The sequence below is a fragment of the Devosia sp. genome (assembly GCF_036563435.1).
Classification (GTDB): Bacteria; Pseudomonadota; Alphaproteobacteria; order Rhizobiales; family Devosiaceae; genus Devosia.
The window spans coordinates 135,360-160,911 of sequence record NZ_DATCMJ010000008.1; the positions used below are offsets into that span (position 1 = coordinate 135,360).

The following is a 25,552-nucleotide window of genomic DNA, read 5'->3' on the forward strand; positions in this document are numbered from 1 at the left end:
ATTTGCTCCCCATTCTCATGGGTGCTGCTTGTAAGCCGGCGACCGACAGGGCCTGTAAGAGGCTTGGCACCCGATGAGGATTGTCATGTCGAAGCAGCTCGTTGCCCTTTCCATCCCCGATATTTCCACATTCGCCAAATCGCTTCGCGCGAGTCTTGCCGCGCTTGATCGCGAGCCCACCCATGCGGAGCTGCTCAATATCGTGGCGCGTTGCGCCGGGCACCGCAACTTCCAGGCCCTTCGTGCTGCCCCGACCATAACAACGCAGCCTCCGGCTAAAAGCAGTCGTGTTGCTAAAGCCATTCGCAACTTCGATGCCGGGCGCATGCAGCGCTGGCCCGCCAAGACGAACCACCAGGACCTATGTCTCTGGGTGATCTGGTCACGCATTCCACCGGATCAACAAATGACTGAGCGGGAAGTCAGCGAGATCATAATGAACGCCCACGCCTTCGGCGACCACGCCTTGCTGCGCCGGTCATTGGTCGACATGAAGATGCTCGGGCGCACACGCGACGGAAAAGTCTATCGCCGTATCGAGAAACAGCCGGGCCCGGACGCAACGGCATTGATGGAAGCCGTTGTGTCGCGCTTAGCGGCTAGTTCTCCTGATCTGGATTAACAGCCCCGGCCGCCGCAGGGTCGACGCCCACGCCGAAGGCGTCGACGCGCCCTATGGGTGCCGTGACCAGCTGTTGCAGAGTAAATGGCGGTGCCGGCGGCGTGGTGCTGGTGGCGGTCATGAGATCATTTGCCCGCGCTGGCACCCGGCTGATCGGGATCACGGCGCCGGCCACTTCCAGCAGCCGAACCTGTCCCAAGCCTTGGTAAGGCGGGCGCAGCATGGCTGCGGCGTCGGTTCCCGCCAGCGGGTCGGCAACGGCAATGGTCACACCACCGCCGCGGTAGAAGGTACTCATGGTCTGGCTGACATAGAAGGCCAGCTTGTTGGCGCCGTCGGTGGCGAAGTGGATGCCGTCATCCTTGCGCATCCGCGCCGTCTGTCCGTTCACGTCCGGCCCTTGCGAGGAATACTTGCCGTCCTCGCCAAGGAAACGCTCGTAGATATCGAGAAACTCTGCCCCGCCGGCAAAGGCGGCAAGGCGCTGCACATTGCTGATCTGGCTGATTGCCGCCGAATATTCGCTCTTGGACATGGGCGGTAGGCCCACCCAGATCACGGGCTTGCGCGCAGCACGGAGCTTGCCCAAAAAGGTGCCGATACGCGACTGGTAGACGCTGTTCCAGCCGTCCGTCAGCGGCTCGTAAGTCTGTCCGTTTGCCGAGATATCCTGCCGGTCATTGATGCCGATCATGACCACGGCGACATCGAAGCTATCGGTCGCGATCTTTTCGCTGATCGCTTTGTCCCAGTCAAAGAAATCGGTGCGGACAAAGCCGGAGTCGCTCACGCCCTCGTTGATCACCACGAGATTGGGATCCTCTGCGTAGAAGCGGTCCAGCGCCTTGCTGAGATCGATCGCGAGGGAATCGCCAAAGACGGCAAGCCGCGTGGCGTCGGCGGCCTTCTCAATTTTCGGTGCTGGCGGAGGCGGCGGCGGGCTTGCGGCGGGCGCTGCCTGCTGCGGCCGCTGCTGTGGGCGGCGGCGCTGCTGTTGTTGCTGTTGCACGGGCGGAGGGGGCGCCGCCTGCTCTTCTTCCCCGAACAGGAGGTCGAACAGGGTCCTCCGCCGCTGTTCCTGAGCCACCAGAACGCGTCCATCATCCTGGGCAAAGGCTGGCGCCACGTCGACAAGGACGAGCATCGCGACCAACATTGCCAAGACGTAGCGGATCATAGCCTTCCTTTAGCAAGCATGGGGCGCCCGCGCCATCGGCGTCGCTGGCTTGTTACCGGAGCGCCGCAGTCAGCGCTTCATAGGAAGCACGGGTAATGAAGCCGTCGGCGACTTGGCCACGCGCCGCTTGGAAGCGTGCATAGGCTTCCTGGCTGATCGGGCCCAATCGGCCGTCCACTGCGCCTTGATAGTAGCCCAGCTGCAGTAGCGCCTGCTGAATGCCCTTGCGCTGCGCCAGGTTCGGCATGGGGGCATTGCGCGGCCAGTCATCGACGAAAGCGCCGCCCCCTTTCAACCGGTCGGTCATATGCGCCACGCTCATCGCGTAGCTGTCGGAGAAGTTGTAGCCCTTCAGCACGAGGTAATTGCGCGTCATCAGGAACTTCGGCCCGTTCTTGCCGGCGGGGACATAGAGGAAAACCTCGGAATTGGGATCGGCGAACTGCCGCCCGCCGACGCGCGTGACACCGCGTTCCGCAAAGAAGGCGATGGGCCGCATCTCCGTACGTGTGGCGAGGAGGTAGTCGAATCCTTCCGGCACGACGACCTCCATGCCCCAGTCCACGCCCGGCACATAGCCGAGCGCGCGCAGAAACCTGGCACTGGTAGCCAAGGCATCGGCAAGCGAGTTGTGGAGGTCGACGCGACCATCGCCGTCCCCGTCGCTGCCATGCGCCACGACATTGCTTGGATTGACCTGCAGGTGCCCGATCGCTCCAGCCCAGGAGCCGACGAGACTAGTGCTGTCGAGTGGCCCGCGCTGCACTAGGAGGAGTGCGGCGATCAGGTCGGCTTCGTCCTCCACCAGGCGCGTCCGCCGCTGATGCACCAGCGTCGCCAGCGACCGCACGATCGGACGGATCAAGCCGTCATTGTCGAGCACGGCACCATAGTCGGTTTCCATGCCCCAAATGGCGCCAAGGACATAGGGATCAACGCCATAGGCCTGTCCGACGCTTTCAAAAAGCGCCGCGTTGCGCGCCATGGCCGCCTTGCCGCGTTCGATGCGGCCCGACGTTATCCGCCCCTCGATATAGTCCCACATGGGAGTGGTGAATTCAGGCTGGGTGGTGACGAGGTCGGGCACGCGCGGATCAGGCGTCAGCCCGCTCATGGCCCGGTCGTAGACCGCGCCATCGACGCCCGCCGCCACGGCTTTGGACCGGAAGCCGGCGATGAAGCTTGCAAAGCTCTCCACCGGCTGCGCCCACGCTGGCGCGCCACCGAGCAGCATGAGGATCAGAACCGCTATGATGCGCATGTCACCCGAACTCCCATCGCCGCTCAGCAGTAAAAAACGAACCTACCGGTTCCGCGTCATCAGGTGCCGTTCCCAGGCATAGGCGGTTTCAACGATCTCGTTCAGATCATCGTGCTGCGGCACCCAGCCAAGAAGGCTGCGCACTTTCTCACCCGTGGCGGTGATCGACGCCGGATCGCCCGGACGCCGCGGCCCTTCATCGGCGCGCAGGTCGACACCCGAAACCTGCCGCACCGTTTCCACCACCTGCCGCACCGAATAGCCCTGTCCATAGGCGCAGTTGAGGGTCGTCGATTCGCCGCCCCGGCGCAGATGCCCCAGCAGCAGCGCATGGGCCGCAATAAGGTCCGTCACATGGATATAGTCGCGCACGCAGGTGCCATCGGGCGTCTCGTAGTCAGTGCCGAAGATGTCCATCTTCTCGCGCTGGCCCAAGGCGGTCTGGCACGCCACCTTGATCAGATGCGTCGCCAGGGGCGTGGACTGCCCGCTGCGCTTGCTCGGATCGGCACCGGCGACGTTGAAGTAGCGCAGAACACCATAGGTCATCGGATGCGCTGCGGCGACGTCGGCCAGCATCCACTCGGTCATCAGCTTTGAGCGGCCATAGGGCGACATCGGGTTGAGCGGCGTCGTTTCCACCACAGGCGCCAGGCCGGTCATGCCGTAGACCGCCGCCGTCGAGGAGAAGATGAAGTGCTTGACCCTGCCCTTGACCGCTGCCTCGATCAGGTTTCGGGAGGTGGCGGTGTTGTTGGCGTAATATTTGAGCGGATCGGCCACTGATTCCGGCACCACGATGGAGCCGGCAAAGTGGACGATTTCCGCGATCTCGTGCTTGTCGATCAGCCGGCGCACCAGTTCGATATCGCCTGCATTGCCGCTCTCGAACGTGGCCCGTCCGTCGATGGCCCAGTCGAAACCAGTGACAAGGTTATCCAGCACAACGACTTTTTCCCCGGCATCGGCCAGGTTCAGCACCATGTGGCTGCCGATATAGCCCGCGCCTCCGGTTACAAGGACAGCCATGGGATTAACTCCATATTGTGCAACACTTATTCGCCAAGATGTTATTTAACACAGGTTGAGATAGCCTTACGCCTGAACTCTCTAAAGGAGCATGACACTTGCCAAAGCGCGTCAGAACGGCCGTTTTCCCGGTTGCTGGTCTTGGTACCCGTTTTCTTCCCGCCACCAAGGCAATGCCCAAGGAAATGCTGACAGTGGTCGACCGGCCGCTGATCCAGTATGCCGTCGACGAGGCCCGCGAAGCCGGCATCGAGCACTTCGTTTTCGTGACCGGCCGCAACAAGGGCGTTATCGAGGACCACTTCGATCGCCAGTTCGAGCTTGAAGCGACGCTCGAGGCCCGCGGCAAGACTCCGGCGCTCGATGAACTGCGCAAGGACCTGCCTTCGGCTGGCCGTACCAGCTTCACCCGCCAGCAGGAGCCGCTCGGCCTTGGCCATGCAGTCTGGTGCGCTCGCGACATCGTCGGCGACCAGCCCTTTGCCCTCCTCCTGCCCGACATGATCTTCCGCGCCAAGCCCGGCGTGCTGCGCCAGATGATGGACGCCTATGAAGAGACCGGCGGCAACGTCATCGGCGTCGAGGAATGCGCCTGGGAAGACGTGTCTTCATATGGCATCGTCGTGCGTGGCGAAGGCGAGGACAAAGGCTTCCGCATCGACGGCATGGTCGAAAAGCCCAAGCGCGACGAGGCGCCCTCCAACCTCTTCATTTCCGGCCGTTATATCCTTCAGCCTGAGATCTTCTCGCTTCTGGCCGAGCAGACCAAGGGCGCAGGCGGCGAAATCCAGATCACCGACGCCATGCAGACGCTGATGCAGCGCCAGCCCTTCACCGGCGTCAAGTATGAAGGCAAGGTGTTCGACTGCGGCTCAAAGCTCGGCTTTCTCACCGCCAATGTCGTCTTCGCCCTTGATCGCGATGACATCCGGCCCGGCTTCCTCAAGGAACTGCGCCAGCTCGATCTCGATGAGCAGCTTTAGCCGCTAGCGCGACACCGTGATGCCCATCGTCACGCGATGGGCATCCTGCACGCCATTGCTCGTGCTGTCGGTGCGGTCATAGGCGTAGTCGGTCGACACATCGGTATGGGCGTTGACCCTGTAGTCGGCGCCCAGGCCATAGCCGTGCCCAGTCTCGGTATCGCTGCTGCCTTCGAAGCGCGCCCGGTTCCAGTCGGCCACGGCGCGCAGGGCCAGCCATGAATTGACCTGATAGCCCACTTCGGCGCGAGCCGTGTAGTCCACCCACGTCGTGCCGCTGCCATTGGGGCCGGGCGGTGCGACCGTGGTGGCAAAGCCGGCCAGCATCCGCCAGGTCGGGTCGGGTGTGAACACCACCTGCGCATCATAGAGCTGCGTCACCACCTGTCCGAGGCTCGCCTCGTCGAAACGCCGCAGCGCTAGCCCGGCCGACCCCGTCGCTTCCAGCCTGTTCCAGCGGCCCGTCACCCCACCCTTGACCGAGTAGTCATTGGCGTTGGTGGTAACCCCAAGGGCTGCAGAGGGGTGATCGCCGATGTCGCGGCCGAGGCCCGCCTGCCCAAAGACTTCAAAGATCGGCGTGGCCTGGAAGCCGACGCGCAGGGCGCTGTCGAAGGCCCAGTAATTCTGTCCCGAATTGTCTGCGACGGTGCCGTCCACCAGCGTCGTCGTTCCGTAGACATTGCGCTGCGCCGCGCCCGTGACGCTGACATTGAACCGCCCGAAGTCGCGCGACAGGCCTAAAGCTGCACCGCCGCTCAAGGTTTGCGGCGCCACCGCCACATTGCTGGCCACGCCCGGCGTACCCGGCAGATCGCGCGTCATCGAGAAGTTGCCGTTGGCCGTGAACTTCGTGGCGCTGTCGAGATCGTATTCGGTTTCGAGGTTGAGCCGCAGCGCGCCGACATCGATGTTGCCACCATCGCCCGGGCGTACGACTTCTGCATTGGCGTCGAACTTGACGCGGGAGCGCGTCCCGAGATGCTCAAGGCTGACCGAAGGGATCAGGCGCGTGTCGAAGCGCTCGCCAGACGTGGCATTGGTGTAGGTGCCGCGCAGGCCCAGCGACCAATCGATCAAAAGCGGCGGATGCGGAGGCTCGGGCACATCCTGGCCACTGGCCAACACCGGATCGGTTGGATAGACGCCGGGCAGGAGCCGCTCGTTGTCGGCGCTCGATCCTTCGCCCAGCGAATGGTCGGAAGCCGCAAGTGTGGGCACGGCAAGGCCGAGCGCCAACAGGCTCACCACTCCCGCAATGCTCCGCCCTGTCCTGACCAAAACCTGTTCCGCCACACGCTGACCCGCTCAAGGCACGTGCCGAGCGCGCGGCGATCCTCTCAGTTTATGGTTAATGAAGCTTTGCCCTAGAGCGGAACGACCTTGAGCACCGCTCCGTCATTGCCCACGATGCGCACGCGATGGCCCAGCGGCAGGTCCGGTCCGGTGACCCGCCACACCGTATCGCCTAGCGCAACTCGGCCGAAGCCTTGGCTGATCGCCTGCTCGAGCACCACTTCCTGCCCAATAAACTGTTCAGCTCGCCGGTTGAGATAGGGCCGGTCGCTATGGGTGGGGCGGCTCCGCGTCCAGCGGACCCAAAGGGTAATCGTCACCAGCGACAAGACACCAAAAATCAACCACTGCGCCGCCCAGCTGATCGGCTGGAACATGGCGACAACGCCGGTGACGATGCCGGCAATGCCCATCCACAGGAGGAATCCACCGGGCACCACCAGTTCCAGCGCCAGTAGGATCAGCCCGGCGACCAGCCAGGCCCAGGGACCGTTGCTGGCAATGAAATCGATGACCTGCATGGCTGGCGTCCTAGGACTGGCCAGCCGAGGGTGGTCGGCTTGGCCGCACGGGGGCGGGCGTGGTCCCGCCGCCAAAGGTTTCGCGGGCGATCTCGGCAATGCCGCCGATCGAACCGATGACGCTGGCTGCCTCCACCGGTAGCATCAGCACCTTCTGGTTGGGCGAGGTCGCGAGCTTGCCGAGCGCCTCGATATAGTTGTTGGCGACAAAATAGTTGATGGCCTGGACATTACCCGAGGCAATGGCCTCGCTGACCATGGTCGTTGCCTTGGCCTCGGCCTCGGCGGAACGTTCGCGCGCCTCGGCGTCGCGGAAGGCGGCCTCGCGGCGGCCCTCGGCTTCGAGAACCTGCGCCTGCTTGGCGCCTTCAGCCTGGAGAATGGCTGACTGGCGACGGCCTTCAGCTTCAAGGATTGCTGCGCGCTTCTCGCGCTCCGCCTTCATCTGCCGGCCCATGGAATCGACAAGGTCCTTGGGCGGATCGATGTCCTTGATCTCGATGCGGGTGATCTTGACGCCCCATGGCGCAACTGCCGTATCAACGACCTTAAGCAGCCGCTGGTTTATCTCGTCACGGTTGGAGAGCAGCTCGTCGAGGTCCATCGAGCCCATCACCGTGCGGATATTGGTCATGGTGAGGTTCAGGATGGCGTTCTGCAGATCGGACACTTCATAGGCCGCCGCTGCCGCATCGAGGATCTGGTAGAAGGTCACCCCATTGGCGGTGATCGAGGCGTTGTCGCGGGTGATCACCTCCTGGTGCGGCACATCGAGCACCTGCTCCATGACGTTGATCTTCTTGCCGACGCCATCGATGAAGGGGACGATGAGGTTGAGTCCGGGCTTGAGCGTCCGCGTATACTTGCCGAAGCGCTCGATGGTAAAATTGTAGCCCTGCGGCACCGTCTTGGCGCCGGCGAACAGCACCAGCAGCGCCAGAATGCCCAACCCGATCAATGTGATGCTGAGCCCATCCAGCGCAAAGCCATTGAGCAGGTCCATCGACGATTCTCCCTTGGTCTTCATGCGGGGAACCATATGGCTGCATGCCCCGTGGCGCAACGCTTGCCGAGTCGGAACGAGTCCTCTTGCGGACTCGTTGCCACCAGCAAAGACATAGCTCCGGAGGCGAGTTTAGCCATGGCGACCCAAGCTGATACGCTCCTCAAGGAATATCAGGCCAAGCGTGACTTTACCAAGACGCAGGAGCCGTCCGGCAAGTCCACCAGCACCTCAGGTGACGGGACGCTGCGCTTCGTGGTGCAGAAGCACGATGCGACCCGCCTCCACTACGATTTTCGCATCGAACTCGATGGCGTGCTCAAGAGCTGGGCCGTCGCCAAGGGCCCTTCCGACAATCCGGCGGACAAGCGGCTTGCCGTGCATGTGGAAGACCACCCTGTCGACTATGGCACCTTCGAGGGCACCATCCCGGCCGGCGAATATGGCGGCGGCACGGTGATGCTTTGGGACGAGGGCACCTGGGAGCCGATCGGCGATCCGCATGAGGGACTCGAAAGTGGCGATCTCAAGATGCGCATCAATGGCCATCGCATGAAGGGCGAGTGGGTCCTGGTCCACATGAAGGGGCGCGACACCAAGCGCAAGTCAGGCCCCCCGCGCGAGAACTGGCTGCTGATCAAGCACAAGGACGACTATGCGCGCGACGACGAACTGCTGACCGAACGCTTCACCAAGTCGGTCTCGACTGGCCGCGACCTCGACGGGATCGCCAAGGGCCTCAAGCCGCGCAAGAAGACCGACACCCAGGCCGATGCGGTCTGGCATTCCGACCGGAAGCCGAAGGCGGAAAATCCCGCCGCCGCACCCAAGCGCCAGAGCCGCAGCAAGGGCAGCACAGCGAAGCTCCCTGAATTCCGCCCACCTCAATTGGCAACGCTGGTCAACGACGTCCCGGACGGGCGCGACTGGCTGTTCGAGATGAAATATGACGGCTACCGCTGCCAGGCCGCGATAGCCGGAGACCAGGTGCGGCTCTATACCCGCACCGGCAAGGACTGGACCGAGCAGTTTAGCGCCATTGTGCCCGCCCTGGCCGAGGTCACGGATGGCTCCGCCCTGATCGATGGAGAGCTTTGCGCCTTCGACAGCAAGGGCCGCACGGATTTTTCCACCCTCAAGGACAATCTATCCTCAGGTGGCCCGCTGGTCTTTTTTGCCTTCGACCTGCTCGAGCAGGACGGCACCGACGTGACGAAAAAGCCCTTGGTGGAGCGCAAGGCGCAGTTGGAAAAGCTTCTGGGCAAGACCGAGCCGTCCTCGCTGGTGCAGTTCTCCGCCCATGTCACCGGCAATGGCCAGCGCGTCTTCGACGCCATCTGCCGCGAGGGCTACGAAGGCATCATCGCCAAGCAAGCCGATGCCCCCTATCGCGGCGAACGCACCCGCAGCTGGCTCAAGATCAAATGCTCCAAGCGCCAGGAATTCGTCATCGGCGGCTGGCGCCCTTCCGAAAAGAAGCGCGGTTTCGCCTCGCTTCTGCTTGGCACCTGGGAAGAAGGTAAGCTCGTCTATCGCGGCCGCGTCGGCACCGGTTTCAACGCCCAGAGCAGCAAGGAGCTTCAAGCCAAGCTCGACGCGCGCAGCCGCAAGACCAGCCCCTTTGCCGAAGTGCCACGTGCCATTTCGCGCGTGGCGGAATGGGTGGCGCCCGAACTGGTTGCCGAAATCGGCTTCACCGAATTCACCCCCGATGGTGTGCTCCGCCACCCATCCTTTCTTGGTCTGCGCGAAGACAAGCCGGCTTCCGCCGTAGCACTTGAAACCCCGGCAAGTGCCGACGGACCAGCGCCGCTCAGTAGCGCCGCTGGCATCAACGCGGCCGAGGCTGCCGGCATCAAGCTGACCAGCCCCGATCGCATCATCTATCCCGGCCAGGGCGTCACCAAAGGCGATCTCGTTGCCTACTACGCGGCGGTGGCCGAACGCATGCTGCCCTATATCGAGAACCGGCCGCTGAGCCTCCTGCGCTGCCCGCAGGGGCGCTCCAAATACTGCTTCTTCCAGAAGCACGACACGGGCGGCTTCAACGAAGCCATGAAGTCGGTGATGATCATCGAAAAGGACGGCCACCAGGAAGACTATTTCTATGTCGACAGCCTCGCCGGCCTTATCGCCGGCACGCAGATGAACGTCATGGAATGGCACCTCTGGGGCTCACGCACCAAGGATGTCGAAAAGGCCGAGCGCATCATCTTCGACATCGATCCCGACGAGGGGCTGGGCTTCGACCATGTGCGCAGCGCCGCCATCTACATCCGCGATGAACTCGAAAGCTGGGGCCTCAAGAGCTTTCCGCTGGTAAGCGGCGGCAAGGGCATCCACGTCATCGCTCCCCTGCGGGCCGTCACCGAATGGCCCGACATCAAGCATTTCTGCAAGGGCATCGCGCAGCGCCTCGCCAATCAGGAGCCTGAGCGCTTCGTGGCAAACATGAGCAAGGCCAAGCGCAAGGGGCGCATGTTCGTTGATTATTTGCGCAATGAACGCGGCTCCACCGCCGTCGCCCCCTGGTCCAGTCGCTCGCGCGAAGGCGCTCCGGCGGCTGTGCCGGTCAGCTGGGAGGAGCTCGACACGATCAAGGCCGCCAACCAGTTCAGCCTTCCTGCAGCAGCCGAACGCGCAAAGCAGCCCGATCCTTGGCCCGACTATTTCACGCTCAACCAGTCGGTCACGCCGGCCATGCTCAAGAAGCTGGACGAGGAAGCCTAGGGCAGCGGCACGTCCACGCGCCGGGCGACGCGCAGCGTCACGGCAATGACCACGAAGGCAAAGACGACCATGCCAAGCGCAATCACATGCGCTTGCGCCCATTCCAGCCGCTCGACGTGATCAAAGAGCGCCACCGCGATCACCTTGGTCTGGCCCGGAATATTGCCGCCGATCATCAGCACTACCCCGAACTCGCCGATCGTATGGGCAAAGGTCATCACCGCCCCGGTGATGTAGCCGGGTCGAGCCAGGGGCAGCGCCACCCGCCAGAAGCGTTGCCACGGGCTGGCGCCCAGGCTGGCCGCGGCTTCGAGGGGCTCTCGGCCGATGCCCGCAAAGCCGTTGCGCAGCGGCTGCACCATGAAGGGCAGCGAATAAAAGAACGAACCGATCACCAGTCCCGCAAAGGAAAAGGTCAGCGTGCGCCCGCCCCAGAGACCGGCAATCCAGCCGCCCGGTCCATGAGGCCCGAGCGCGATCAGAAGGTAAAAGCCCAGTACCGTGGGCGGCAGCACCAGGGGCATGGCCACGAGCGCGCCGACAGCATCGCGCCAGCGGCTGCCGCTCCGTGCCAGCCACCAGGCCACCGGCGTACCCGCCACCAGCAGGACCAAGGTATTGATGGTGGCAAGCGCCAGGGTCAGGCCAGCCGGCGTCAAGATGTCTTGGAGGTCCATCGGCACCTGCCTTACGGAACGGTATAGCCCGCCGCCTCGATGACTTGCACGGCTTCCGCGCTGCGGAGAAAGCTCATGAAGGCAGCGGCCGCGGGCTTATCCTTGCCATTCACCAGCAGCACGGCGTCCTGCCTGATTGGCTGGTAGAGCGCTTCCGGCACCAGCCAGACACCTTCTTTGCCGAGCACCTGGCTCAGGGCGACGAAGCCCAGTTCAGCATTGCCCGTCTCCACAAACTGCAGGGTTTGCGTAATGCTCTGCCCGGTCACGACCTTTGGGGTTACTGCGTCCAGCAATCCCAGTGCGGTCAGGGTTTCGATCGCCGCTCGCCCATAGGGCGCTGTTGCCGGATCGGCGATCGCCAGGGTGTCGAAACCGCCTCCCGCCAGGACCGCGGCACCGTCGCTCGGATCCAGCGATGCCGAGTAGAGCGCCAGCGCGCCCACGGCATAGGTGAAGATGCTGCCCTCTATACCGATCCCATCCGCGACTGCCCGGCTCGGCCGCTCGTCGTCGGCTGCCAGCAGGACCTCATAGGGCGCGCCCTGCAGCGCCTGCGTATAAAGCTGCCCGGTGGCGCCGAAACTATAGGTGACCTCATGGCCCGTCGCTGCCGTGAACAGCGGCGCCAGCTCTTCGACCACCACGGCGAAATTGGCCGCCACTGCGACATGCACAGTCTCCGCCCGCACACCAAGCGTGCCGAGGGCCAGCGTCAAGATCGCTGCGAGGAGTCTCTTCACCCGCCTAGCTGCGCAGTGCCGAGGCTTCGCGAGCCAGGGCCTCGATCCGGCCCCAGTCATTGCTGGCCAAAGCATCGGCCGGCATGATCCATGAGCCGCCCACGCAGATGACGTTGGGCAGCGCGAGATAGGTCTTGGCCTTCGCGGGGTCGATGCCGCCCGTTGGGCAGAAGGTAATGTCGGGCAGCGGCGAGGCGAAGGCCTTGAGCACCGGCGCCCCTCCATTGGCCTCGGCCGGAAAGAACTTGAGGAACCCATAGCCGCGTTCCGACGCCGTCATCGCTTCGCTGGGCGTGGCGATCCCCGGCAGCAGCGGGATGCCGATGTCATCAGCTGCATCGAGGATGCGCGGCGAAATGCCGGGCGAAACCATGAACCGGCAGCCGGCATCCACCGACTGCTTCATGTGGAGCGGCGTCCGCACAGTGCCCGAGCCGACGATGGCGCTGGTCACCTTGGCCATTTCCTCCATTACACGCAGCGCATTGGGCGTGCGCAGCGTCACTTCCAGCACCGGAAGCCCGCCCGCCACCAGCGCCTCGGCCAGCGGCCGCGCCTGCGACACATCGTCGAGGATGATTACCGGCACGACCGGAGCAAGCGAGAGAATGGAGCGGATCGCGGCAGTATCTTGCGGCATGGTAGCGGCCTCTTGCTGGTGTTGCGGCAAGGGTTAGGTCGGGCGCAGCCATCCTGCAAGTCCGTTCCGCCAAATCGGGCACGATTTGCTCGCCTGAAGCGCCGCATTGACGACTAACATGTTAGTTGTTACGGCAGGCAAAACCCTCCGGAGCTCTCCAGGCATGGCCGCACTCGACAAGATCCTCACCGTCGACGAGATGAAGCGCAAGGCGCGCCGCAGCGTGCCCAAGATGTTCTTCGAATATGCCGACAGCGGCTCCTATACCGAAGGCACCTACCGCGAGAACGAGAGCGACTTCGAAAAGATCAAGCTCAAGCAGAAGGTCGCGGTCAACCTCGAGGGCCGCAATCTCAAGACCACCATGCTAGGCAAGGAGATCACGATGCCGGTGGCCATCGCGCCAGCGGCAACGGGCGGCATGCAGATCGCCGACGGCGAGATCAAGGCGGCAAGGGCGGCCGAGAAATACGGCATTCCCTTCACCCTCTCGACCATGAGCGTCTGCTCCATAGAGGACATCGCGGAGAACACCACCGCCCCTTTCTGGTTCCAGCTCTATGTGATGCGCGACCGGGGCTTCATCGAGCGGCTGATCGATCGGGCCAAGGCTGCGAAGTGCTCGGCCCTGGTCCTCACCATGGATCTCCAGATCCTCGGCCAGCGCCACAAGGATATTCGCAACGGCCTGTCTACGCCGCCGCGGTTCGACGCCTATTCGGTCTGGCAGATGATGCAGCATCCGCTCTGGTGCCTGCGCATGCTGGGCACCAAGCGGCACAACTTCCGCAACATTGTCGGCCATGTTGGGGGCAATCACGACCTTGCCTCGCTCTCAGCCTGGACTACCTCCCAGTTCGATCCCACACTCAATTGGGCCGACGTGCGGTGGGTCAAGGAACGCTTCGGCGGCCCAGTGATCGTCAAGGGTGTTCTCGATCCCGATGATGCGCAGGCGGCGATCGACAATGGCGCCGATGCCATCGTCGTCTCCAATCATGGCGGCCGCCAGCTCGACGGCGCGCCCTCCACCATTCGCGTCCTGCCCGAGATCGTCGAGCGCGTTGGCCACAAGACCGAAGTCTATCTCGATAGCGGTATCCGCTCGGGCCAGGACGTCATCAAGGCCCTCGCCTATGGCGCCAAAGGCACCTTCATTGGCCGGCCCATGCTCTATGGTCTTGGCGCCGGCGGCGAAGCCGGTGTTACCCGCGTGCTCGACATCATCCGCAAGGAACTCGACACCACCATGGCGCTATGCGGCGAACGCGACATCCTCAATGTCGGCCTCCACAACATCTACAGCAACGACCTCCCGCCGCGGAACGCGCCGCTGGCGCACCGCAATCTCGCCTAGCCGCGATAGATTGGCGCCGCCGTTCCAGGCGTAAGCTGGCTGAACACGGCTGCGGCGATGGCTTCCATCGTCGCCGCCGACCCCTCTCCCACAATGGTGCAGGTGATCAGGGCATTGCTCCAGTAGAGCGCGGTATCAGTGCCGAAATCCACTTCCTCATAGCTCGGCCCGCCGACGCCCGATGAGGGCGTAATGTAAAGCGTCAGCCTTTTGCCGGCTGCATCTTCATACATGAGCTGCGCGGCCCGTCCGCCGGGAATGGCCGGTGCCGGCAACAGGCGCCCGCCCAGAAAGCTCAGCCCCTGGACCTTTAGATCGGGCATGGCCAATGTTGTTGCGAGGCGATTGGAGAGCCAGGTGCTCAGATGGGCAGCATCGTCACCGCCGACTTCGACGGCATGACGGTTCTCGGCCACATAAACCGTATGAGCGCTGACCGCATCAGCGATCAGTTGGTCATGAAGCGCTGGGCGGTCCCCACCTTCCCGAAGCATCCAGCCGACGACGATACCGATGCCCAGCACCGCCACGATCATCGCTGCCTGCTGCACCATGCGCCATTGCCCACGCTTGTGCGCAGCGGCAAGGCGTTCGACGCGCAGCCGGTCTGGGACGGGCTCGGCTCCGACGGGGGCAAAAAGGGTGCGGATGGCGTCGTTCTGCCGCTGCTGCAGCGCCACGTCTGCGGCCGCCTCCGGGTTGCTGCCCAGATACGCCTCGACTTCGGCGCGCTCGGCAACCGTCAGTTGCCCATCAGCATAGGCCATCAGCATGTCGCGGGTCATCTGCGTCATTTGACGGTCCTTAGATGCGGTTCGGCCGGCGTGCCGGTCAGGGTGCGCAGCGTAGCGCGGGCGCGGCCGAGCCGGCTCATCAGCGTACCCATGGGAATCTTCAAGATGTCGGCTGCCTCCTGATAGTGCACGCCCTCCAGCGTGACCAGCAGCAGCGCCTCGCGCTGTTCGCCGGGCAGGGTTTCGATGGCGCGTGCCAGTTCGGCCAGTGCCACATGGCCTGGTTGCGGCGCCGGCGTTCCCACTTCGGGCACGAGCGCTATGTCGACATGCTCGCCGCGGCGATGGGTTGAGCGCCGACTATTGCGATAGAGGTTGACGAGAATGGTGAAAAGCCAGGCGCGGACCGGGCCGCTGGGCCGGAACAGGCCGCGCCTGGAGATGGCGCGCTCGAGGCAGTCCTGCACCAGGTCATCGGCAAGGTCGACATTGCGCGTCAGCGCCCGGGCATAGCGCCTGAGGGCCGGTACGCATGCTTCAACCTGGTCGAGAAACTGATCCACGGACCGCCTGAGGCCTATTCTACGGCAACATGCCAGACGCCGCCGACGCCGTCACCCTTGATGTCACCGGCAGCCTCGTCCTCGTACCAGTAGTAGAGGGGCCAGCCCTTGTAGGCCCACATTTTTGAGCCGTCGTCGCGGGTCACCACGGTGAAATCACCTTCGTCGGTGGCAGCCTCGTCGGCCATCAGCGGCGGCCATTTTACGGCGCAGTCGTCGTTGCAGACGCTCTTGCCGTCGCCATTGGTGTCCTTGTCAAAAGTGTAGAGCGCCATGCCGCTGCTGTCGGTCAGCACCTGCTTGCCATCGATCTCGGTCGACTTGACCAAGCCATCGAGATACTCGGCGGCCAGCGTGGGCATTGACAACAGGGTGAGCGCCGCAGCGCCGGTAAGAAGCGAACGAATATGCATAGAACTTCCTCCTGGGTTCAAAGAGCTGATTTCGGCTCTCACCAGCGTAAACACCGCAATGCGCACTTTAATCCGTCGCCTGAGAAATTTGTTGAGCACGCAAATTCCCTTTCATCCGCAACTACATGCTGGACAGAGGCGCAAGGGATTGGTTTTGTAGCGGCAACTGATCTGCCCCCGCCCTGCCGCAGGAGGCAAATCGGCACCGCACGCAAAGTGCGTGCGGCATTGGGAGGACATGAATGAAGAGACGTGAATTCTTCAAATCGGCTTCGGTGGCCACGATCGGCGCCGCGGCCGCAACGACTTTGGCTGCACCGGCCATTGCGCAGGGGACCATCAACTGGCGCATGGTCACCACCTGGCCCAAGAATTTCCCCGGCCTGGGTGTCGGTGCCCAGACCCTGGCGGATCGCATTACCAAGGCTTCTGGTGGCCGCCTCAACGTTCAGGTTTTTGCGGCCGGCGAAATGGTGCCGGGTCTGCAGGCGCTCGACGCGGTGATCGACGGATCGGCCGAAATGAGCCACGGTACCCCCTACTACTGGCAGAACAAGAGTCAGGCCCTGAGCTTCTTCACCGGCGTGCCCTTCGGCATGACCAACCGTGAACTGACGGCCTGGGTGCGCTATCTCGGCGGCCAGGAAATCTGGGACAAGGTCTATGACCAGTTCGGCGTCCAGGGCTTCCTTTCGGGCGATACGGGCACGCAGGCTGGCGGCTGGTTCCGCAATGAGCTGACCGGCGTTGCAGATATCCAGGGCCTGCGCTTCCGCACCCCCGGCCTCGGCGGTCAGGTTTGGGCAAAGCTCGGTGCGTCGGTGACCAACCTTGCCGCTGGCGAAATTTTCGCCGCGCTGCAGTCGGGCACGCTAGACGCTGCCGAATTCGTCGGTCCCTATAACGACCTCGCACTTGGCTTCTATCAGATTGCCAAGAACTACTATTTCCCGAGCTTCGTCGAGCCGGGCCTCGCCACCGAACTGGTTGTCGACAAGGCCAAGTTCGGCGAACTTCCGGAAGACCTGCAGGAGATCGTTCGCGTCTGCGCCCAGTCAGCCTATGACCAGGTCGCTTCGGACATGTATGCCAACGATCCGCGCGCGCTGAGCGCCCTGGTTGCCGAGCATGGCGTCCAGGTCCGTCAGTTCCCCGAGGAGATCGTTGAAGCCGGCGCCAAGGCGTCAATGGAACTGATCGCCGAGATCCGCGAAGGCGGCGATGCGCTGACCAAGGAAACCGCCGAAAGCTTCGTTTCGGCCTTCAACCTGCTGCGCACGCGTACCCGCGACACCGACATGGCCTATCTCGCCGCCCGCGAGAAGTACATCAAGTTCGAATAGGCTCCAGCCGCAGCAAAAGGAAAGGCCCGGGTCGAACCCGGGCCTTTTTGTTTGGCAGTGATCTGGCGTCCCGAAGTCTGAGCTGTCGCTCAGTACAGCATGTCCGGCAGCCAGGTGATCATCTGGGGGAAGAAGAAGAGGCTGATGAGGCCAATGATCTGCAAGATGACGAAGGGGACTACGCCTTTGTAGATCATGCCGGTAGTCACGCGCGATGGTGCGACGCCGCGGAGATAGAACAGCGCAAAGCCAAAGGGCGGCGTGAGGAAGCTGGTCTGGAGGTTTACGCCCACCATTACCCCGAGCCAGATCGGATCGACATCGAGCGCCAGCAGCACCGGTGCGGTGATCGGGATCACGATGAAGATGATCTCGAACGTGTCGAGGATGAAGCCAAGGAGGAACATCACGAACATGACGATGATGATCGCACCGACGGCACCACCCGGCATGGACGAGAGGAACTCGTGCACGAGGTTGTCGCCACCCATCATGCGGAAGACGACCGAGAACACCGCGGCACCGAACAGGATGATGAACACCATCGAGGTAATGGTGGCTGTCGAGACAACCGCCTGCCTCAAAATGCCCAGGTTGAGCCGGCCACGGATCAGCGCCAGGAGCAAGGCGCCGACGGAACCGACCGAGGCCGCTTCCGTGGGCGTGGCAATGCCAGCCAGGATCGACCCCAAGACGGCGAGGATCAGCAGCAGCGGCGGGATCAGCGCCACGACTACCTCACGGAAGAGGCCGGCTTTTTCAGCCGCAGGCACTGGCGTTGCGGGAGCGGACTGCGGATCTCGCCACGCTTTGATGATGACGTAGATGGCGTAGAGCGCAACCAGCAGGAGCCCAGGAATGATGGCGCCGGCAAAGAGCGCACCGACCGATACGGGCTCGGGCGCGAAGTTGCCCTTTTCCATCTGCACCTGGGCATTGATGCCCGAAAGCATGTCACCCATGAAAATGAGAACGGTGGACGGCGGGATGATCTGCCCCAGAGTGCCGGAGGCGCAGATGACGCCGGTCGCGAGCTTTGGATCATAGCCGGCGCGCAGCATGGCGGGCAGGGAGATAAGGCCCATGGTGACGACGGTGGCGCCGACAACGCCCGTCGAGGCAGCAAGAAGCGCGCCCACCACGATGACCGACAGCGCCAGGCCACCCCGCAGGTTGCCGAACAGCTTGCCCATGGTCAGCAGCAACTGCTCGGCAATGCCGGATCGTTCCAGCATCACGCCCATAAAGACAAAGAGCGGCACGGCGACCAACACTTCATTGGTCATAAGACCGATATAGCGGCCTGCCAGCGAACCATAGTTTGATGGGTCATAGACGCCCAGCAGCCAGCCAACGAGGCCGAAGACAATGGCGGTGCCGGCCAGCGAGAAGGCCACCGGAAAACCGAGCATAAGGACGCCGATGACGCCCACGAACATAAGACCAGCGAGAATCTCGCCGATAAGGACGGGATCCATCAGTGAGCTTGCCTTTCGTCGTCGAGTTTATAGCGCAGCTTGGGCGGCAACAGGTCTTCGCGATGGGCCAGCACCAGGATGGCGCGCCCGGCCATGGCAATGCCCTGCAGGCCCACCAGTACGGCGAAGATGATGATGAAGCCCTTGAGGATGAAGAGGCCCGGCATGCCGCCGATATTGGCGGAGCCCTCATAGAAGCCCCAGGAACGGGCGACCGCCGGGTAGCAGTATTTGAGGACGATATACATAAAGGGCAGGAGGAAGACGACGACGCCGAACAGATCGGCCAGTGCCTTGCGGCGTATCGAGGCGGGACGATAAAAGATATCGACCCGCACATGATCGTCGCGCAAAAGCGCAAATCCGGCCACGCCGGTGAACATCGCGCCTGCAACCCAGACATAGAGGTCCTGGACCCAGAGGGTGGACGTGTTGAAAACATAGCGCTGCACCACCACGGTGAAGCAGACCAGGACGCATACGAGCGCGAGCCAGGACAGCACCTCGCCCACGGCGCGATTGACCGCGCTGATGCCCCTGATCAACAGTGCGAGTAATTGCAACTCGACCCTCCCAAAGCCTTTTCGTTCCGCCGGCTGGTCCAGCGGAGATTGGTCTGGATTGAACAGCATATGACAGCCGCGTCAACAGGCGCAGAGCACGTCTTCAGACACTAATCGCCTGTTGCACCGGCATTTGCTCACTGCTGGTGACAGCAGGAGCAAAAATGCTATGTCGCTGCCACGCGAAGGAGGATTGCGATGTTCGTTGTCGGTGGGGAAAGCCTGATTGATCTCAAGGCCGAGGTGACGCTCGGTGACGGCTTTCAGATCGGTCGCGATGACGCCGGCCAGATCGTGATGACGGCGCATCCCGGCGGCTCGCCCTATAACTGCGCCATCGCCCTTTCCAAGCTTGGCAATAGCACCGGCTTCCTCTGCCCCATCTCCGCCGATGCCTTTGGCGACTACCTGCTCGGCCCATTGGACGAAGCCGGCGTTCAGGCCCTGCTGCCTGAGCGCGTGCGACACTACACCACGCTCGCCGTGGTCAACTTCGACAGTAACCACAATGCCCGCTACGGCTTCTATCGCTCCGCCGATGGCGCCATCGAGGCCAAGTCCGCCATCGCGGCGCTGCCAGAGCAGGTTGAGCTCTACCAGATCGGTGGCTTCTGCCCCATCAAGCCTGATGAAGCCGCCATTTGGCTCAAAATCGTCAACGCTGCCATTGCCAAGGGCGCGACTATTTCGATCGACCCCAATGTCCGTCCCAGCCTCGTCGACGATTTCGTCGGCTACAAGAGCCGGCTCTCGACCTTTCTCGACCTGGCCAACATCGTCAAAGTGTCCGAGGAAGACCTTGAAGCGCTCGACGGCACCTTGAGCATAGACGAGCATGCCAGGGCTCTCCTCGCGCGCCACAATTGCGAACTCGTGGTCGTCACCCTGGGCGACAAGGGTTCGCGCGCCTTCACCCAAGCGGGCACGGCCGATGCCGCCATCTACGCTCCTCCCGTGTTCGGTGACACGGTTGGCGCCGGCGATAGCTTGATGGCCGGCATCCTGTCCTGGCTCAGGGAACGCAACCTCTTGGCACCTGCGAAGCTTGCTCAGCTCGGTGCAGGTGAACTCGGTGAAATGCTGCTTTTCGGCGCCGTTGTTGCCGGCATCAACTGCGGCCGCAAAGGCTGCAAGCCGCCCACGCGCGCCGAGGTCGACGCAGTGCTGGCGCAGTAGCGCCTACCTCAGCCGATCGAAAAACTGCTGCCGATGCCAGGCCAGCATGGCTTCGTCCGGCCGGTGATTCGTATCGTTGCCCACCGCAAGTTTCCCCGTCGGCGCAATGGTTGAGAGGACATCCGGACCCACGGCGAAGCTATCGACGATTATCTCGAGCTCCGGACCGACCGCCCAGACGTAGCGGCTGAAAAGCTCGCCAGGCTCGTCGTGAAGGAAAAGAAAGTTTCCGACATGGAGCCGGCCACCCTGGTCCATCGGCCGGATCACCACTGTTCCGCCTGCCCCATCCGTCACCTTGACGCCCGAGAAAGCGCATAAACCGCTCTGCTGCTGCCGAACCTGCCGCCCGATCTCTCCATAAACCTCAAGCGGCGCAAATCGCGGCTGCGCCATTTCGCCAAGCGAAGGCACGCCGCCAGCAATCATCGCCTGGTCATGAAGGTAGTCATCGGTCAACTGGAACACATCGTCCGCAAGACTTCCCTGCGGCTCGACTTCAGCGGAAAACGGCCGCACTTCCTCAAGATGGGCGAGCACCAGTGACTTCGACTGCGGCTCGAACCGGGTCAGGCGGGCGACGGCGAAATAGCTTGCAGCTAGGCCCGGTGCCAGTGACCTGGCCACCAGAACATCGGCGCCGATGAAGTGGGAAAAGCGGATCTCGTCGTCGAAGCGGCACGGCACCACGAGCCGGTCTAGCGCCGTCAGCCGCGGCACAACACCTAGATTGATGACCAGCTTCGGCAACCCTGTGCCCCTCGTTCGAAGCTCCACAGGTAGAAGACAGCCTTCCTCGTGTAAATACGTACGAGACAACCCTGATGTACTGGCGTCCGGCTCTTGCCCCGCATCGGCAAGTGGCTTCAAATGACGCAAAAAGGGAGAGCCACATGGCCAATGCCGCCATCGAGATCATCGACCCGAGCTTCCGCGACCTCGTGCACGAGGATGCCACGCTCGACGTGCTTTATGACGGCTGCAAATGGGCCGAAGGCCCGGTCTGGTTCGCCGACGGCAATTTCCTGGTGTGGAGCGACATTCCCAACAACCGCATGCTGCGCTGGGTGCCCGGACTGGGCGTCGCTCCCTTCAGGAGCCCATCCAACTTCGTCAACGGCAATACCCGTGATCTTCAGGGCCGCCTTGTTTCCTGCTCGCATGGCGCGCGCGCGGTGCTGCGCACGGAGTGGGATGGCACCATCACCACGCTGGTCGATAGCTACGGCGGTAAGCGGCTCAACTCGCCAAACGATGTCGTGGTCAAGTCCGACGGCACCATCTGGTTCACCGATCCGCCCTATGGCATCCTCTCCGACTATGAGGGCTACAAGGCCGATCAGGAACAGGAGGGCTGTTTCGTCTATCGCTTCGATCCGAAGGATGGATCGCTGTCCGTGGTTGCCGATGACTTCGACCGGCCTAACGGTCTGGCCTTTTCCCCCGACGAGAAGACGCTCTATATATCCGATACCGGCGAGGAATCCGCGTGGCCGACGCCGATCCGCCAGTTCGATGTCGATGGCGCGACCCTCCGCAATGGAAGGGTCTTTGTCACCATCGACAACGGCGCCTCGGATGGGTTTCGGCTCGATACCGCAGGCAACATCTGGACCAGCACCTGGGAGGGTGTGAACGTCTATACGCCTTCGGGCACCCTGCTCGGCCGCATCAGGACCGGCGCGAAATCCAGCAATGTCACCTTTGGCGGTCCGGACCGGAAGCGGCTGTTCATCACCTCGTCGCAATATCTGATGACGATCGAGGTGCAAGCCAAGGGTATTCAGCGCCCTTGATCGCTGCTGACTTCATCCGGGCCAACCTGCGGCTTGAGCCTGTGCCTGCCCTGCCGCAGATCCAGCTCTACACAGCGTATCCGGGATCGCGCCTGTCGCGGCTTGCCAGCCCAGACGGAGCTGCGCCTTACTGGGCTTATGCCTGGGCAGGCGGTTTGGCACTGGCGCAGCATGTGGTGCAGCGTTCCGAACTGGTGACTGGCAAACGCGTGCTTGATCTGGGTGCGGGTTCCGGGCTGGTGGGAATTGCGGCGGCGCTTGCGGGCGCACAAGTCAGCGCTGCCGAGATCGACCCCTATGGCTGCGCGGCGATCGCCCTCAATGCCGCGGCAAACGGCGTGAACCTGCCGCTGGCCGAGATCGATATCGCAGGTGAGGTGCCCAATGCATTCGAGATGATCCTCGCTGGTGACGTGTTCTATCTGCCTGAGGTCGCAGCGCGCATGCTGCCCTTCCTCGATCGCTGTGTGAGGGCGGGCATTGCGGTGCTTATTGGCGATCCGGGACGGCGTGACTTGCCGGTAGATCGGCTGATTGAGGTCGCGTCTTATCCGGTGGCTGATGTTGGCGATGTGCGGAATCGATCGGAGCGTGTGGGAATGGTTTACGCGCTGAACCCGCAACAGACCTCATCCTGAGCCTCTCGAACCATGAGGTCTCTGAGCTACTTCGCCTTCATCTTCTTGGGCTTGGGCTCCGGCAGAACATCTGCCGTGGTTTTCACCAGGCCGGCGAGCCAGTCGGCATCGTCCCAGCGCTCGCCATCGATCAGGAAATACATCTTGGATCCCGGATAGGCCTCGGCTTCAGTGACCTGGCCGAGATAGGAGCGCCCGGCATCGGTGGGTTTGATGAAGAGCTGGTCGTCGCACACGAAGGCCACCACCTTGCCACCGCAATAGAGCGCGTATTCTCCAAACATCTTGCGGGCCGTCATCGTCCCGGCGTCTGCGGTTTGTTCAAGAATGTAGTCGACGGTACTCGCCTGCGTGCTCACATCACCGCTCCGACCTGCCAGGGCACGAATTCGTTGTCACCATAGCCCAGTTCTTCCGACTTTGTCCGTTTGCCCGAGGCGATGTCGAGCAGCATGTCGAAGATCTCCTGACCCTTCTCCTCGATTGACACACCTTCGACGATGTCGCCGCAATTAATGTCCATGTCGTCGGTCATCCGGGCATACATCTCCGAATTGGTGGCAAGCTTCATCGACGGCACCGGCTTGCAGCCATAGGCCGAGCCGCGTCCGGTGGTAAAGGCGAGGAGATTGGCGCCACCCGCGACCTGCCCGGTTGCCGAAACAGGGTCGAAGCCGGGCGTATCCATGAAGACGAAGCCCTTTTCCGTGACCTTCTCGGCATATTCATAGACCGCCGTCAGCGGCGTCGTGCCGCCCTTGGCCGCGGCGCCTAGGGACTTTTCCAGAATGGTGGTAAGACCGCCCAGCTTGTTGCCGGGTGAGGGATTGTTGTTCATCTCGCCATGGTTGCGGCGCGTATAGTCTTCCCACCAATGGATGCGCGAGATGAGCTTCTCGCCCACTTCGCGGTTCACCGCGCGCCGCGTCAGCAGGTGCTCGGCGCCATAGATTTCCGGCGTTTCGCTCAGGATTGCCGTGCCGCCATTGCGCACCAGGATATCGGCGGCATAGCCCAAGGCGGGATTGGCGGTGATGCCGGAATAGCCGTCCGACCCACCGCATTGCAGCGCCAGCGTTAGGTGCGAGGCATCCACCGTCTCGCGGCGGGCGGCGGCGGCGACGGGGAGCATTTCCTTGACCTTCTCCACGCCCCACTCGATCATCTTCTTGGTGCCGCCACGCTCCTGGATGGTCATGGTCTGGAAGGTTTCGCCCTCCTCGATCCCATAGAGTTCCTTCATGCGGCCGATCTGGAACACCTCGCAACCGAGACCGACCAGCAGCGCAGCACCGAGGTTGGGGTTGGACGTGTAGCCCCATTGCGTGCGCTTGAGGATGTCGAAACCCTCGCCGCGCGATTCCATGCCGCAGCCGGTGCCGTGCACAAAGGGAACGACGCCGTCGATTTCAGGGTAGTCGTCGAGAATGCCCGAGCGGTTTATCGCTTCGGCAACGAACTTTGCGACCGTGGCCGAGCAGTTCACCGAGGTCAGGATGCCGATATAGTTGCGCGTGCCGACCGAGCCATTGGAACGGCGATAACCCTCGAAGGTCGCGCGTTGGTCGAGCAGCAGCATGTCTGGCGGCACGGCGGCTGCGGCGAAATCATAATCGTGGGTCAAGGTCCCGTCGGGACCGCCCATGCCGCAATTGTGCTCATGCACCCAGTCGCCCGGTAAGATCGCCTCCTTGGCGAACCCGATGATCTGCCCGAATTTGAGCACTGCTTCCCCTGCCGGGATCGCCCTCGTCGCAAACTTATGGCCGCGCGGAACGCGGCGATGGATTGTGACGCCCTGTGGCACGGCAGTGCCTACTTCAAGATTGCTCAGCGCCACCGCGATATTGTCGGCAGGGTTGAGCACCAGCGTCGTGTGGCGAGGACGGGTGAGGGTTTCGGACATGGCGGGGCTTTCGGGATCGATCTCAACTCGGCTTTACGCTGTGCCGCTTTGCCGCCAGAGTGGGCCGCGGCCATTGTAAGGTGCCTCTCTCCTAACTAACATGTTAGCATGAACAACCATACAAGTTCTTACGCCTTTTTATCGCGACCTTCGGCGCTGACCCGCGGCAATGTCACCGCCGAGGTCACGCAGGCATTGCGCTCGGCCATAGTAACCCTGGCGATGCCGCCGGGCAGCAGCATCGACAAGAGCCTCGTCTGCGCGGAACTGGGCGTATCGCGCTTTCCGGTGAGCGAGGCCCTGGCTCGGCTGCAGACGGAAGGCCTTGTCGATATTGCCCCGCAGCGCGGCTCGACTGTCTCGCTGGTCCGGCTCTCCGACGTTCGAGAATACATGCTGATCCGCAAGGGGTTGGAGTCTGAGGCACTCCGCGTGCTGATCGGCAGCCATGACGCCGGCCTGCTCGATGAATTGCGGGAAAACCTTGCGGCGCAGCAGGCCACTGCCGACCGCGACGACGCCGAGACCTTCCACCAGATCGACATCGAGTTTCACGACATCATCTACCGCTCGATGCGCTTCACCCGGATCAAGACCATCATCGACTCGGCCCGCGCCAACCTCGATCGCGCCCGGCGGCTGATCATCACGCCGCGGCGCCTGGTTTTGACCATTGCCGAACATCAGGCGATCTTCAATGGCATTGTCCATGCTGATGCGGTGCAGGCCTCCAGGGCCATGCGGGCCCATATCGACGCGGTGATGATCGAACTCTTCGCCTTTGCCCGCGAACATCCTGATCTCTTTGCCGATGGGCAGACGCTGGGCGCCGATAGCGACAGCTTCCCCTTCGGTTAATTTGAAGACAGGGATGTCTCGACAGCTTCACGAATGGCCGATAAG

General features: G+C 62.8%; 26 protein-coding genes. 9 read left to right on the top strand and 17 right to left on the bottom strand.

Translation table 11 applies throughout. The features are described 5' to 3' along the window. Positions 1-85: 85 nt before the first annotated feature. Complete coding sequence (locus VIL88_RS05560; RefSeq protein WP_331986803.1) at positions 86-622, top strand: DUF2087 domain-containing protein; 537 nt, start codon at positions 86-88, stop codon at positions 620-622. On the opposite strand, the gene VIL88_RS05565 is transcribed toward VIL88_RS05560, so the two are convergent. The 3 genes from VIL88_RS05565 to galE are packed head-to-tail and all read right to left on the bottom strand — an operon-like array spanning position 600 to position 4,089. Continuing rightward, complete coding sequence (locus VIL88_RS05565) at positions 600-1,799, bottom strand: DUF459 domain-containing protein (RefSeq protein ID WP_331986804.1); 1,200 nt, start codon at positions 1,797-1,799, stop codon at positions 600-602. The two genes, VIL88_RS05560 and VIL88_RS05565, sit on opposite strands and share 23 nt — an antisense overlap. A 52-nt stretch (positions 1,800-1,851) precedes the next feature. Beyond that, positions 1,852-3,060, bottom strand: coding sequence for a lytic murein transglycosylase (locus tag VIL88_RS05570; RefSeq protein WP_331986806.1), 1,209 nt, complete (start codon positions 3,058-3,060; stop codon positions 1,852-1,854). 42 nt (positions 3,061-3,102) lie between these two features. Further along, positions 3,103-4,089 (bottom strand): UDP-glucose 4-epimerase GalE, encoded by a 987-nt coding sequence (gene galE, locus VIL88_RS05575; protein ID WP_331986807.1) that lies wholly within the window; start codon positions 4,087-4,089, stop codon positions 3,103-3,105. Positions 4,090-4,187: 98 nt separating this feature from the next. Between galE and galU the strand changes: the two genes are divergently transcribed. Beyond that, positions 4,188-5,072 (top strand): UTP--glucose-1-phosphate uridylyltransferase GalU, encoded by an 885-nt coding sequence (galU, locus tag VIL88_RS05580; protein WP_331986809.1) that lies wholly within the window; start codon positions 4,188-4,190, stop codon positions 5,070-5,072. Between the two features lie 3 nt (positions 5,073-5,075). Here the strand turns inward: galU and VIL88_RS05585 are convergent, their stop codons facing one another. The 3 genes from VIL88_RS05585 to VIL88_RS05595 all read right to left on the bottom strand — a co-directional run bounded on the left by VIL88_RS05585 (position 5,076) and on the right by VIL88_RS05595 (position 7,892). Continuing rightward, on the bottom strand, positions 5,076-6,320 hold the full coding sequence (locus VIL88_RS05585) for an outer membrane beta-barrel protein (RefSeq protein WP_331986811.1): 1,245 nt from the start codon (positions 6,318-6,320) through the stop codon (positions 5,076-5,078). 119 nt (positions 6,321-6,439) lie between these two features. Next, a complete protein-coding gene (locus tag VIL88_RS05590) occupies positions 6,440-6,889 on the bottom strand; it encodes an NfeD family protein (protein ID WP_331986813.1) in 450 nt (149 codons plus the stop codon). A gap of 10 nt (positions 6,890-6,899) precedes the next feature. Further along, entirely contained in the window at positions 6,900-7,892 is a 993-nt protein-coding gene (locus VIL88_RS05595) for an SPFH domain-containing protein (RefSeq protein WP_331986815.1), read from the bottom strand. Between the two features lie 138 nt (positions 7,893-8,030). On the opposite strand from VIL88_RS05595, the gene ligD reads away from it, so the two are divergent. Continuing rightward, positions 8,031-10,622: a DNA ligase D gene (gene ligD / locus VIL88_RS05600; RefSeq protein ID WP_331986817.1), complete on the top strand. Its 2,592-nt coding sequence runs from the start codon at positions 8,031-8,033 to the stop codon at positions 10,620-10,622. On the opposite strand, the gene modB is transcribed toward ligD, so the two are convergent. From modB to eda, 3 genes are read right to left on the bottom strand one after another with little or no spacing between them, the layout of a single operon-like run. Next, on the bottom strand, positions 10,619-11,299 hold the full coding sequence (modB, locus tag VIL88_RS05605) for a molybdate ABC transporter permease subunit (protein WP_331986819.1): 681 nt from the start codon (positions 11,297-11,299) through the stop codon (positions 10,619-10,621). The genes ligD and modB overlap by 4 nt on opposite strands. Before the next feature lie 11 nt (positions 11,300-11,310). After that, positions 11,311-12,042 (bottom strand): molybdate ABC transporter substrate-binding protein, encoded by a 732-nt coding sequence (gene modA, locus VIL88_RS05610; protein WP_331986821.1) that lies wholly within the window; start codon positions 12,040-12,042, stop codon positions 11,311-11,313. A gap of 4 nt (positions 12,043-12,046) precedes the next feature. Then, positions 12,047-12,682 (bottom strand): bifunctional 4-hydroxy-2-oxoglutarate aldolase/2-dehydro-3-deoxy-phosphogluconate aldolase, encoded by a 636-nt coding sequence (eda, locus tag VIL88_RS05615; RefSeq protein ID WP_331986823.1) that lies wholly within the window; start codon positions 12,680-12,682, stop codon positions 12,047-12,049. A gap of 163 nt (positions 12,683-12,845) precedes the next feature. Between eda and VIL88_RS05620 the strand changes: the two genes are divergently transcribed. Next, entirely contained in the window at positions 12,846-14,039 is a 1,194-nt protein-coding gene (locus VIL88_RS05620; RefSeq protein ID WP_331986825.1) for an alpha-hydroxy acid oxidase, read from the top strand. Here VIL88_RS05620 and VIL88_RS05625 read toward each other — a convergent pair. Genes VIL88_RS05625 through VIL88_RS05635 form a run of 3 tightly spaced genes read right to left on the bottom strand, consistent with a single transcriptional unit; the run spans position 14,036 to position 15,749 of the window. After that, entirely contained in the window at positions 14,036-14,833 is a 798-nt protein-coding gene (locus VIL88_RS05625) for an anti-sigma factor (protein ID WP_331986827.1), read from the bottom strand. The two genes, VIL88_RS05620 and VIL88_RS05625, sit on opposite strands and share 4 nt — an antisense overlap. Further along, on the bottom strand, positions 14,830-15,336 hold the full coding sequence (locus tag VIL88_RS05630) for a sigma-70 family RNA polymerase sigma factor (protein WP_331986829.1): 507 nt from the start codon (positions 15,334-15,336) through the stop codon (positions 14,830-14,832). Before VIL88_RS05630 ends, VIL88_RS05625 begins: the two co-directional genes overlap by 4 nt. A gap of 14 nt (positions 15,337-15,350) precedes the next feature. Then, the gene (locus tag VIL88_RS05635) at positions 15,351-15,749 is read right to left on the bottom strand and encodes a hypothetical protein (RefSeq protein WP_331986831.1); all 399 of its coding nucleotides are present in this window, start codon (positions 15,747-15,749) and stop codon (positions 15,351-15,353) included. Between the two features lie 242 nt (positions 15,750-15,991). On the opposite strand from VIL88_RS05635, the gene VIL88_RS05640 reads away from it, so the two are divergent. Further along, positions 15,992-17,092: a TRAP transporter substrate-binding protein gene (locus VIL88_RS05640; RefSeq protein WP_331986833.1), complete on the top strand. Its 1,101-nt coding sequence runs from the start codon at positions 15,992-15,994 to the stop codon at positions 17,090-17,092. Positions 17,093-17,181: 89 nt separating this feature from the next. Here the strand turns inward: VIL88_RS05640 and VIL88_RS05645 are convergent, their stop codons facing one another. Continuing rightward, positions 17,182-18,570 (bottom strand): TRAP transporter large permease subunit, encoded by a 1,389-nt coding sequence (locus tag VIL88_RS05645; RefSeq protein ID WP_331986835.1) that lies wholly within the window; start codon positions 18,568-18,570, stop codon positions 17,182-17,184. Then, on the bottom strand, positions 18,570-19,133 hold the full coding sequence (locus VIL88_RS05650) for a TRAP transporter small permease subunit (RefSeq protein WP_331986837.1): 564 nt from the start codon (positions 19,131-19,133) through the stop codon (positions 18,570-18,572). The genes VIL88_RS05645 and VIL88_RS05650 overlap by 1 nt, the downstream gene beginning before the upstream one ends. Positions 19,134-19,331: 198 nt before the next feature. Between VIL88_RS05650 and VIL88_RS05655 the strand changes: the two genes are divergently transcribed. Beyond that, positions 19,332-20,309, top strand: coding sequence for a carbohydrate kinase (locus tag VIL88_RS05655; protein WP_331986839.1), 978 nt, complete (start codon positions 19,332-19,334; stop codon positions 20,307-20,309). Positions 20,310-20,312: 3 nt separating this feature from the next. On the opposite strand, the gene VIL88_RS05660 is transcribed toward VIL88_RS05655, so the two are convergent. Further along, positions 20,313-21,059 (bottom strand): hypothetical protein, encoded by a 747-nt coding sequence (locus tag VIL88_RS05660; protein WP_331986841.1) that lies wholly within the window; start codon positions 21,057-21,059, stop codon positions 20,313-20,315. Between the two features lie 143 nt (positions 21,060-21,202). Here VIL88_RS05660 and VIL88_RS05665 point away from each other — a divergent pair, with 143 nt between their 5' ends. Beyond that, on the top strand, positions 21,203-22,105 hold the full coding sequence (locus tag VIL88_RS05665) for an SMP-30/gluconolactonase/LRE family protein (protein ID WP_331986843.1): 903 nt from the start codon (positions 21,203-21,205) through the stop codon (positions 22,103-22,105). Further along, positions 22,102-22,743, top strand: coding sequence for a class I SAM-dependent methyltransferase (locus tag VIL88_RS05670; RefSeq protein WP_331986845.1), 642 nt, complete (start codon positions 22,102-22,104; stop codon positions 22,741-22,743). The genes VIL88_RS05665 and VIL88_RS05670 overlap by 4 nt, the downstream gene beginning before the upstream one ends. 26 nt (positions 22,744-22,769) lie before the next feature. On the opposite strand, the gene VIL88_RS05675 is transcribed toward VIL88_RS05670, so the two are convergent. Both VIL88_RS05675 and VIL88_RS05680 read right to left on the bottom strand, forming a co-directional pair. Then, positions 22,770-23,102 (bottom strand): TfoX/Sxy family protein, encoded by a 333-nt coding sequence (locus VIL88_RS05675; protein WP_331986847.1) that lies wholly within the window; start codon positions 23,100-23,102, stop codon positions 22,770-22,772. Next, positions 23,099-24,649: an altronate dehydratase family protein gene (locus VIL88_RS05680; RefSeq protein WP_331986849.1), complete on the bottom strand. Its 1,551-nt coding sequence runs from the start codon at positions 24,647-24,649 to the stop codon at positions 23,099-23,101. Before VIL88_RS05680 ends, VIL88_RS05675 begins: the two co-directional genes overlap by 4 nt. Positions 24,650-24,757: 108 nt before the next feature. On the opposite strand from VIL88_RS05680, the gene VIL88_RS05685 reads away from it, so the two are divergent. Continuing rightward, a complete protein-coding gene (locus VIL88_RS05685; RefSeq protein WP_331986851.1) occupies positions 24,758-25,507 on the top strand; it encodes a GntR family transcriptional regulator in 750 nt (249 codons plus the stop codon). Positions 25,508-25,552: the final 45 nt, after the last annotated feature.

Coding starts and splice junctions, on each gene's coding strand:
- VIL88_RS05685 (WP_331986851.1), top strand. CDS start 24,758: ATGAACAACCATACAAGTTCTTACGCCTTTTTATCGCGACCTTCGGCG.
- VIL88_RS05680 (WP_331986849.1), bottom strand. CDS start 24,649: ATGTCCGAAACCCTCACCCGTCCTCGCCACACGACGCTGGTGCTCAAC.
- VIL88_RS05655 (WP_331986839.1), top strand. CDS start 19,332: ATGTTCGTTGTCGGTGGGGAAAGCCTGATTGATCTCAAGGCCGAGGTG.
- VIL88_RS05625 (WP_331986827.1), bottom strand. CDS start 14,833: ATGACGCAGATGACCCGCGACATGCTGATGGCCTATGCTGATGGGCAA.
- eda (WP_331986823.1), bottom strand. CDS start 12,682: ATGCCGCAAGATACTGCCGCGATCCGCTCCATTCTCTCGCTTGCTCCG.
- VIL88_RS05560 (WP_331986803.1), top strand. CDS start 86: ATGTCGAAGCAGCTCGTTGCCCTTTCCATCCCCGATATTTCCACATTC.
- VIL88_RS05635 (WP_331986831.1), bottom strand. CDS start 15,749: ATGCATATTCGTTCGCTTCTTACCGGCGCTGCGGCGCTCACCCTGTTG.
- modB (WP_331986819.1), bottom strand. CDS start 11,299: ATGGACCTCCAAGACATCTTGACGCCGGCTGGCCTGACCCTGGCGCTT.
- VIL88_RS05595 (WP_331986815.1), bottom strand. CDS start 7,892: ATGGACCTGCTCAATGGCTTTGCGCTGGATGGGCTCAGCATCACATTG.
- VIL88_RS05620 (WP_331986825.1), top strand. CDS start 12,846: ATGGCCGCACTCGACAAGATCCTCACCGTCGACGAGATGAAGCGCAAG.
- galE (WP_331986807.1), bottom strand. CDS start 4,089: ATGGCTGTCCTTGTAACCGGAGGCGCGGGCTATATCGGCAGCCACATG.
- ligD (WP_331986817.1), top strand. CDS start 8,031: ATGGCGACCCAAGCTGATACGCTCCTCAAGGAATATCAGGCCAAGCGT.
- VIL88_RS05665 (WP_331986843.1), top strand. CDS start 21,203: ATGGCCAATGCCGCCATCGAGATCATCGACCCGAGCTTCCGCGACCTC.
- VIL88_RS05645 (WP_331986835.1), bottom strand. CDS start 18,570: ATGGATCCCGTCCTTATCGGCGAGATTCTCGCTGGTCTTATGTTCGTG.
- VIL88_RS05565 (WP_331986804.1), bottom strand. CDS start 1,799: ATGATCCGCTACGTCTTGGCAATGTTGGTCGCGATGCTCGTCCTTGTC.
- VIL88_RS05570 (WP_331986806.1), bottom strand. CDS start 3,060: ATGCGCATCATAGCGGTTCTGATCCTCATGCTGCTCGGTGGCGCGCCA.
- VIL88_RS05640 (WP_331986833.1), top strand. CDS start 15,992: ATGAAGAGACGTGAATTCTTCAAATCGGCTTCGGTGGCCACGATCGGC.
- VIL88_RS05590 (WP_331986813.1), bottom strand. CDS start 6,889: ATGCAGGTCATCGATTTCATTGCCAGCAACGGTCCCTGGGCCTGGCTG.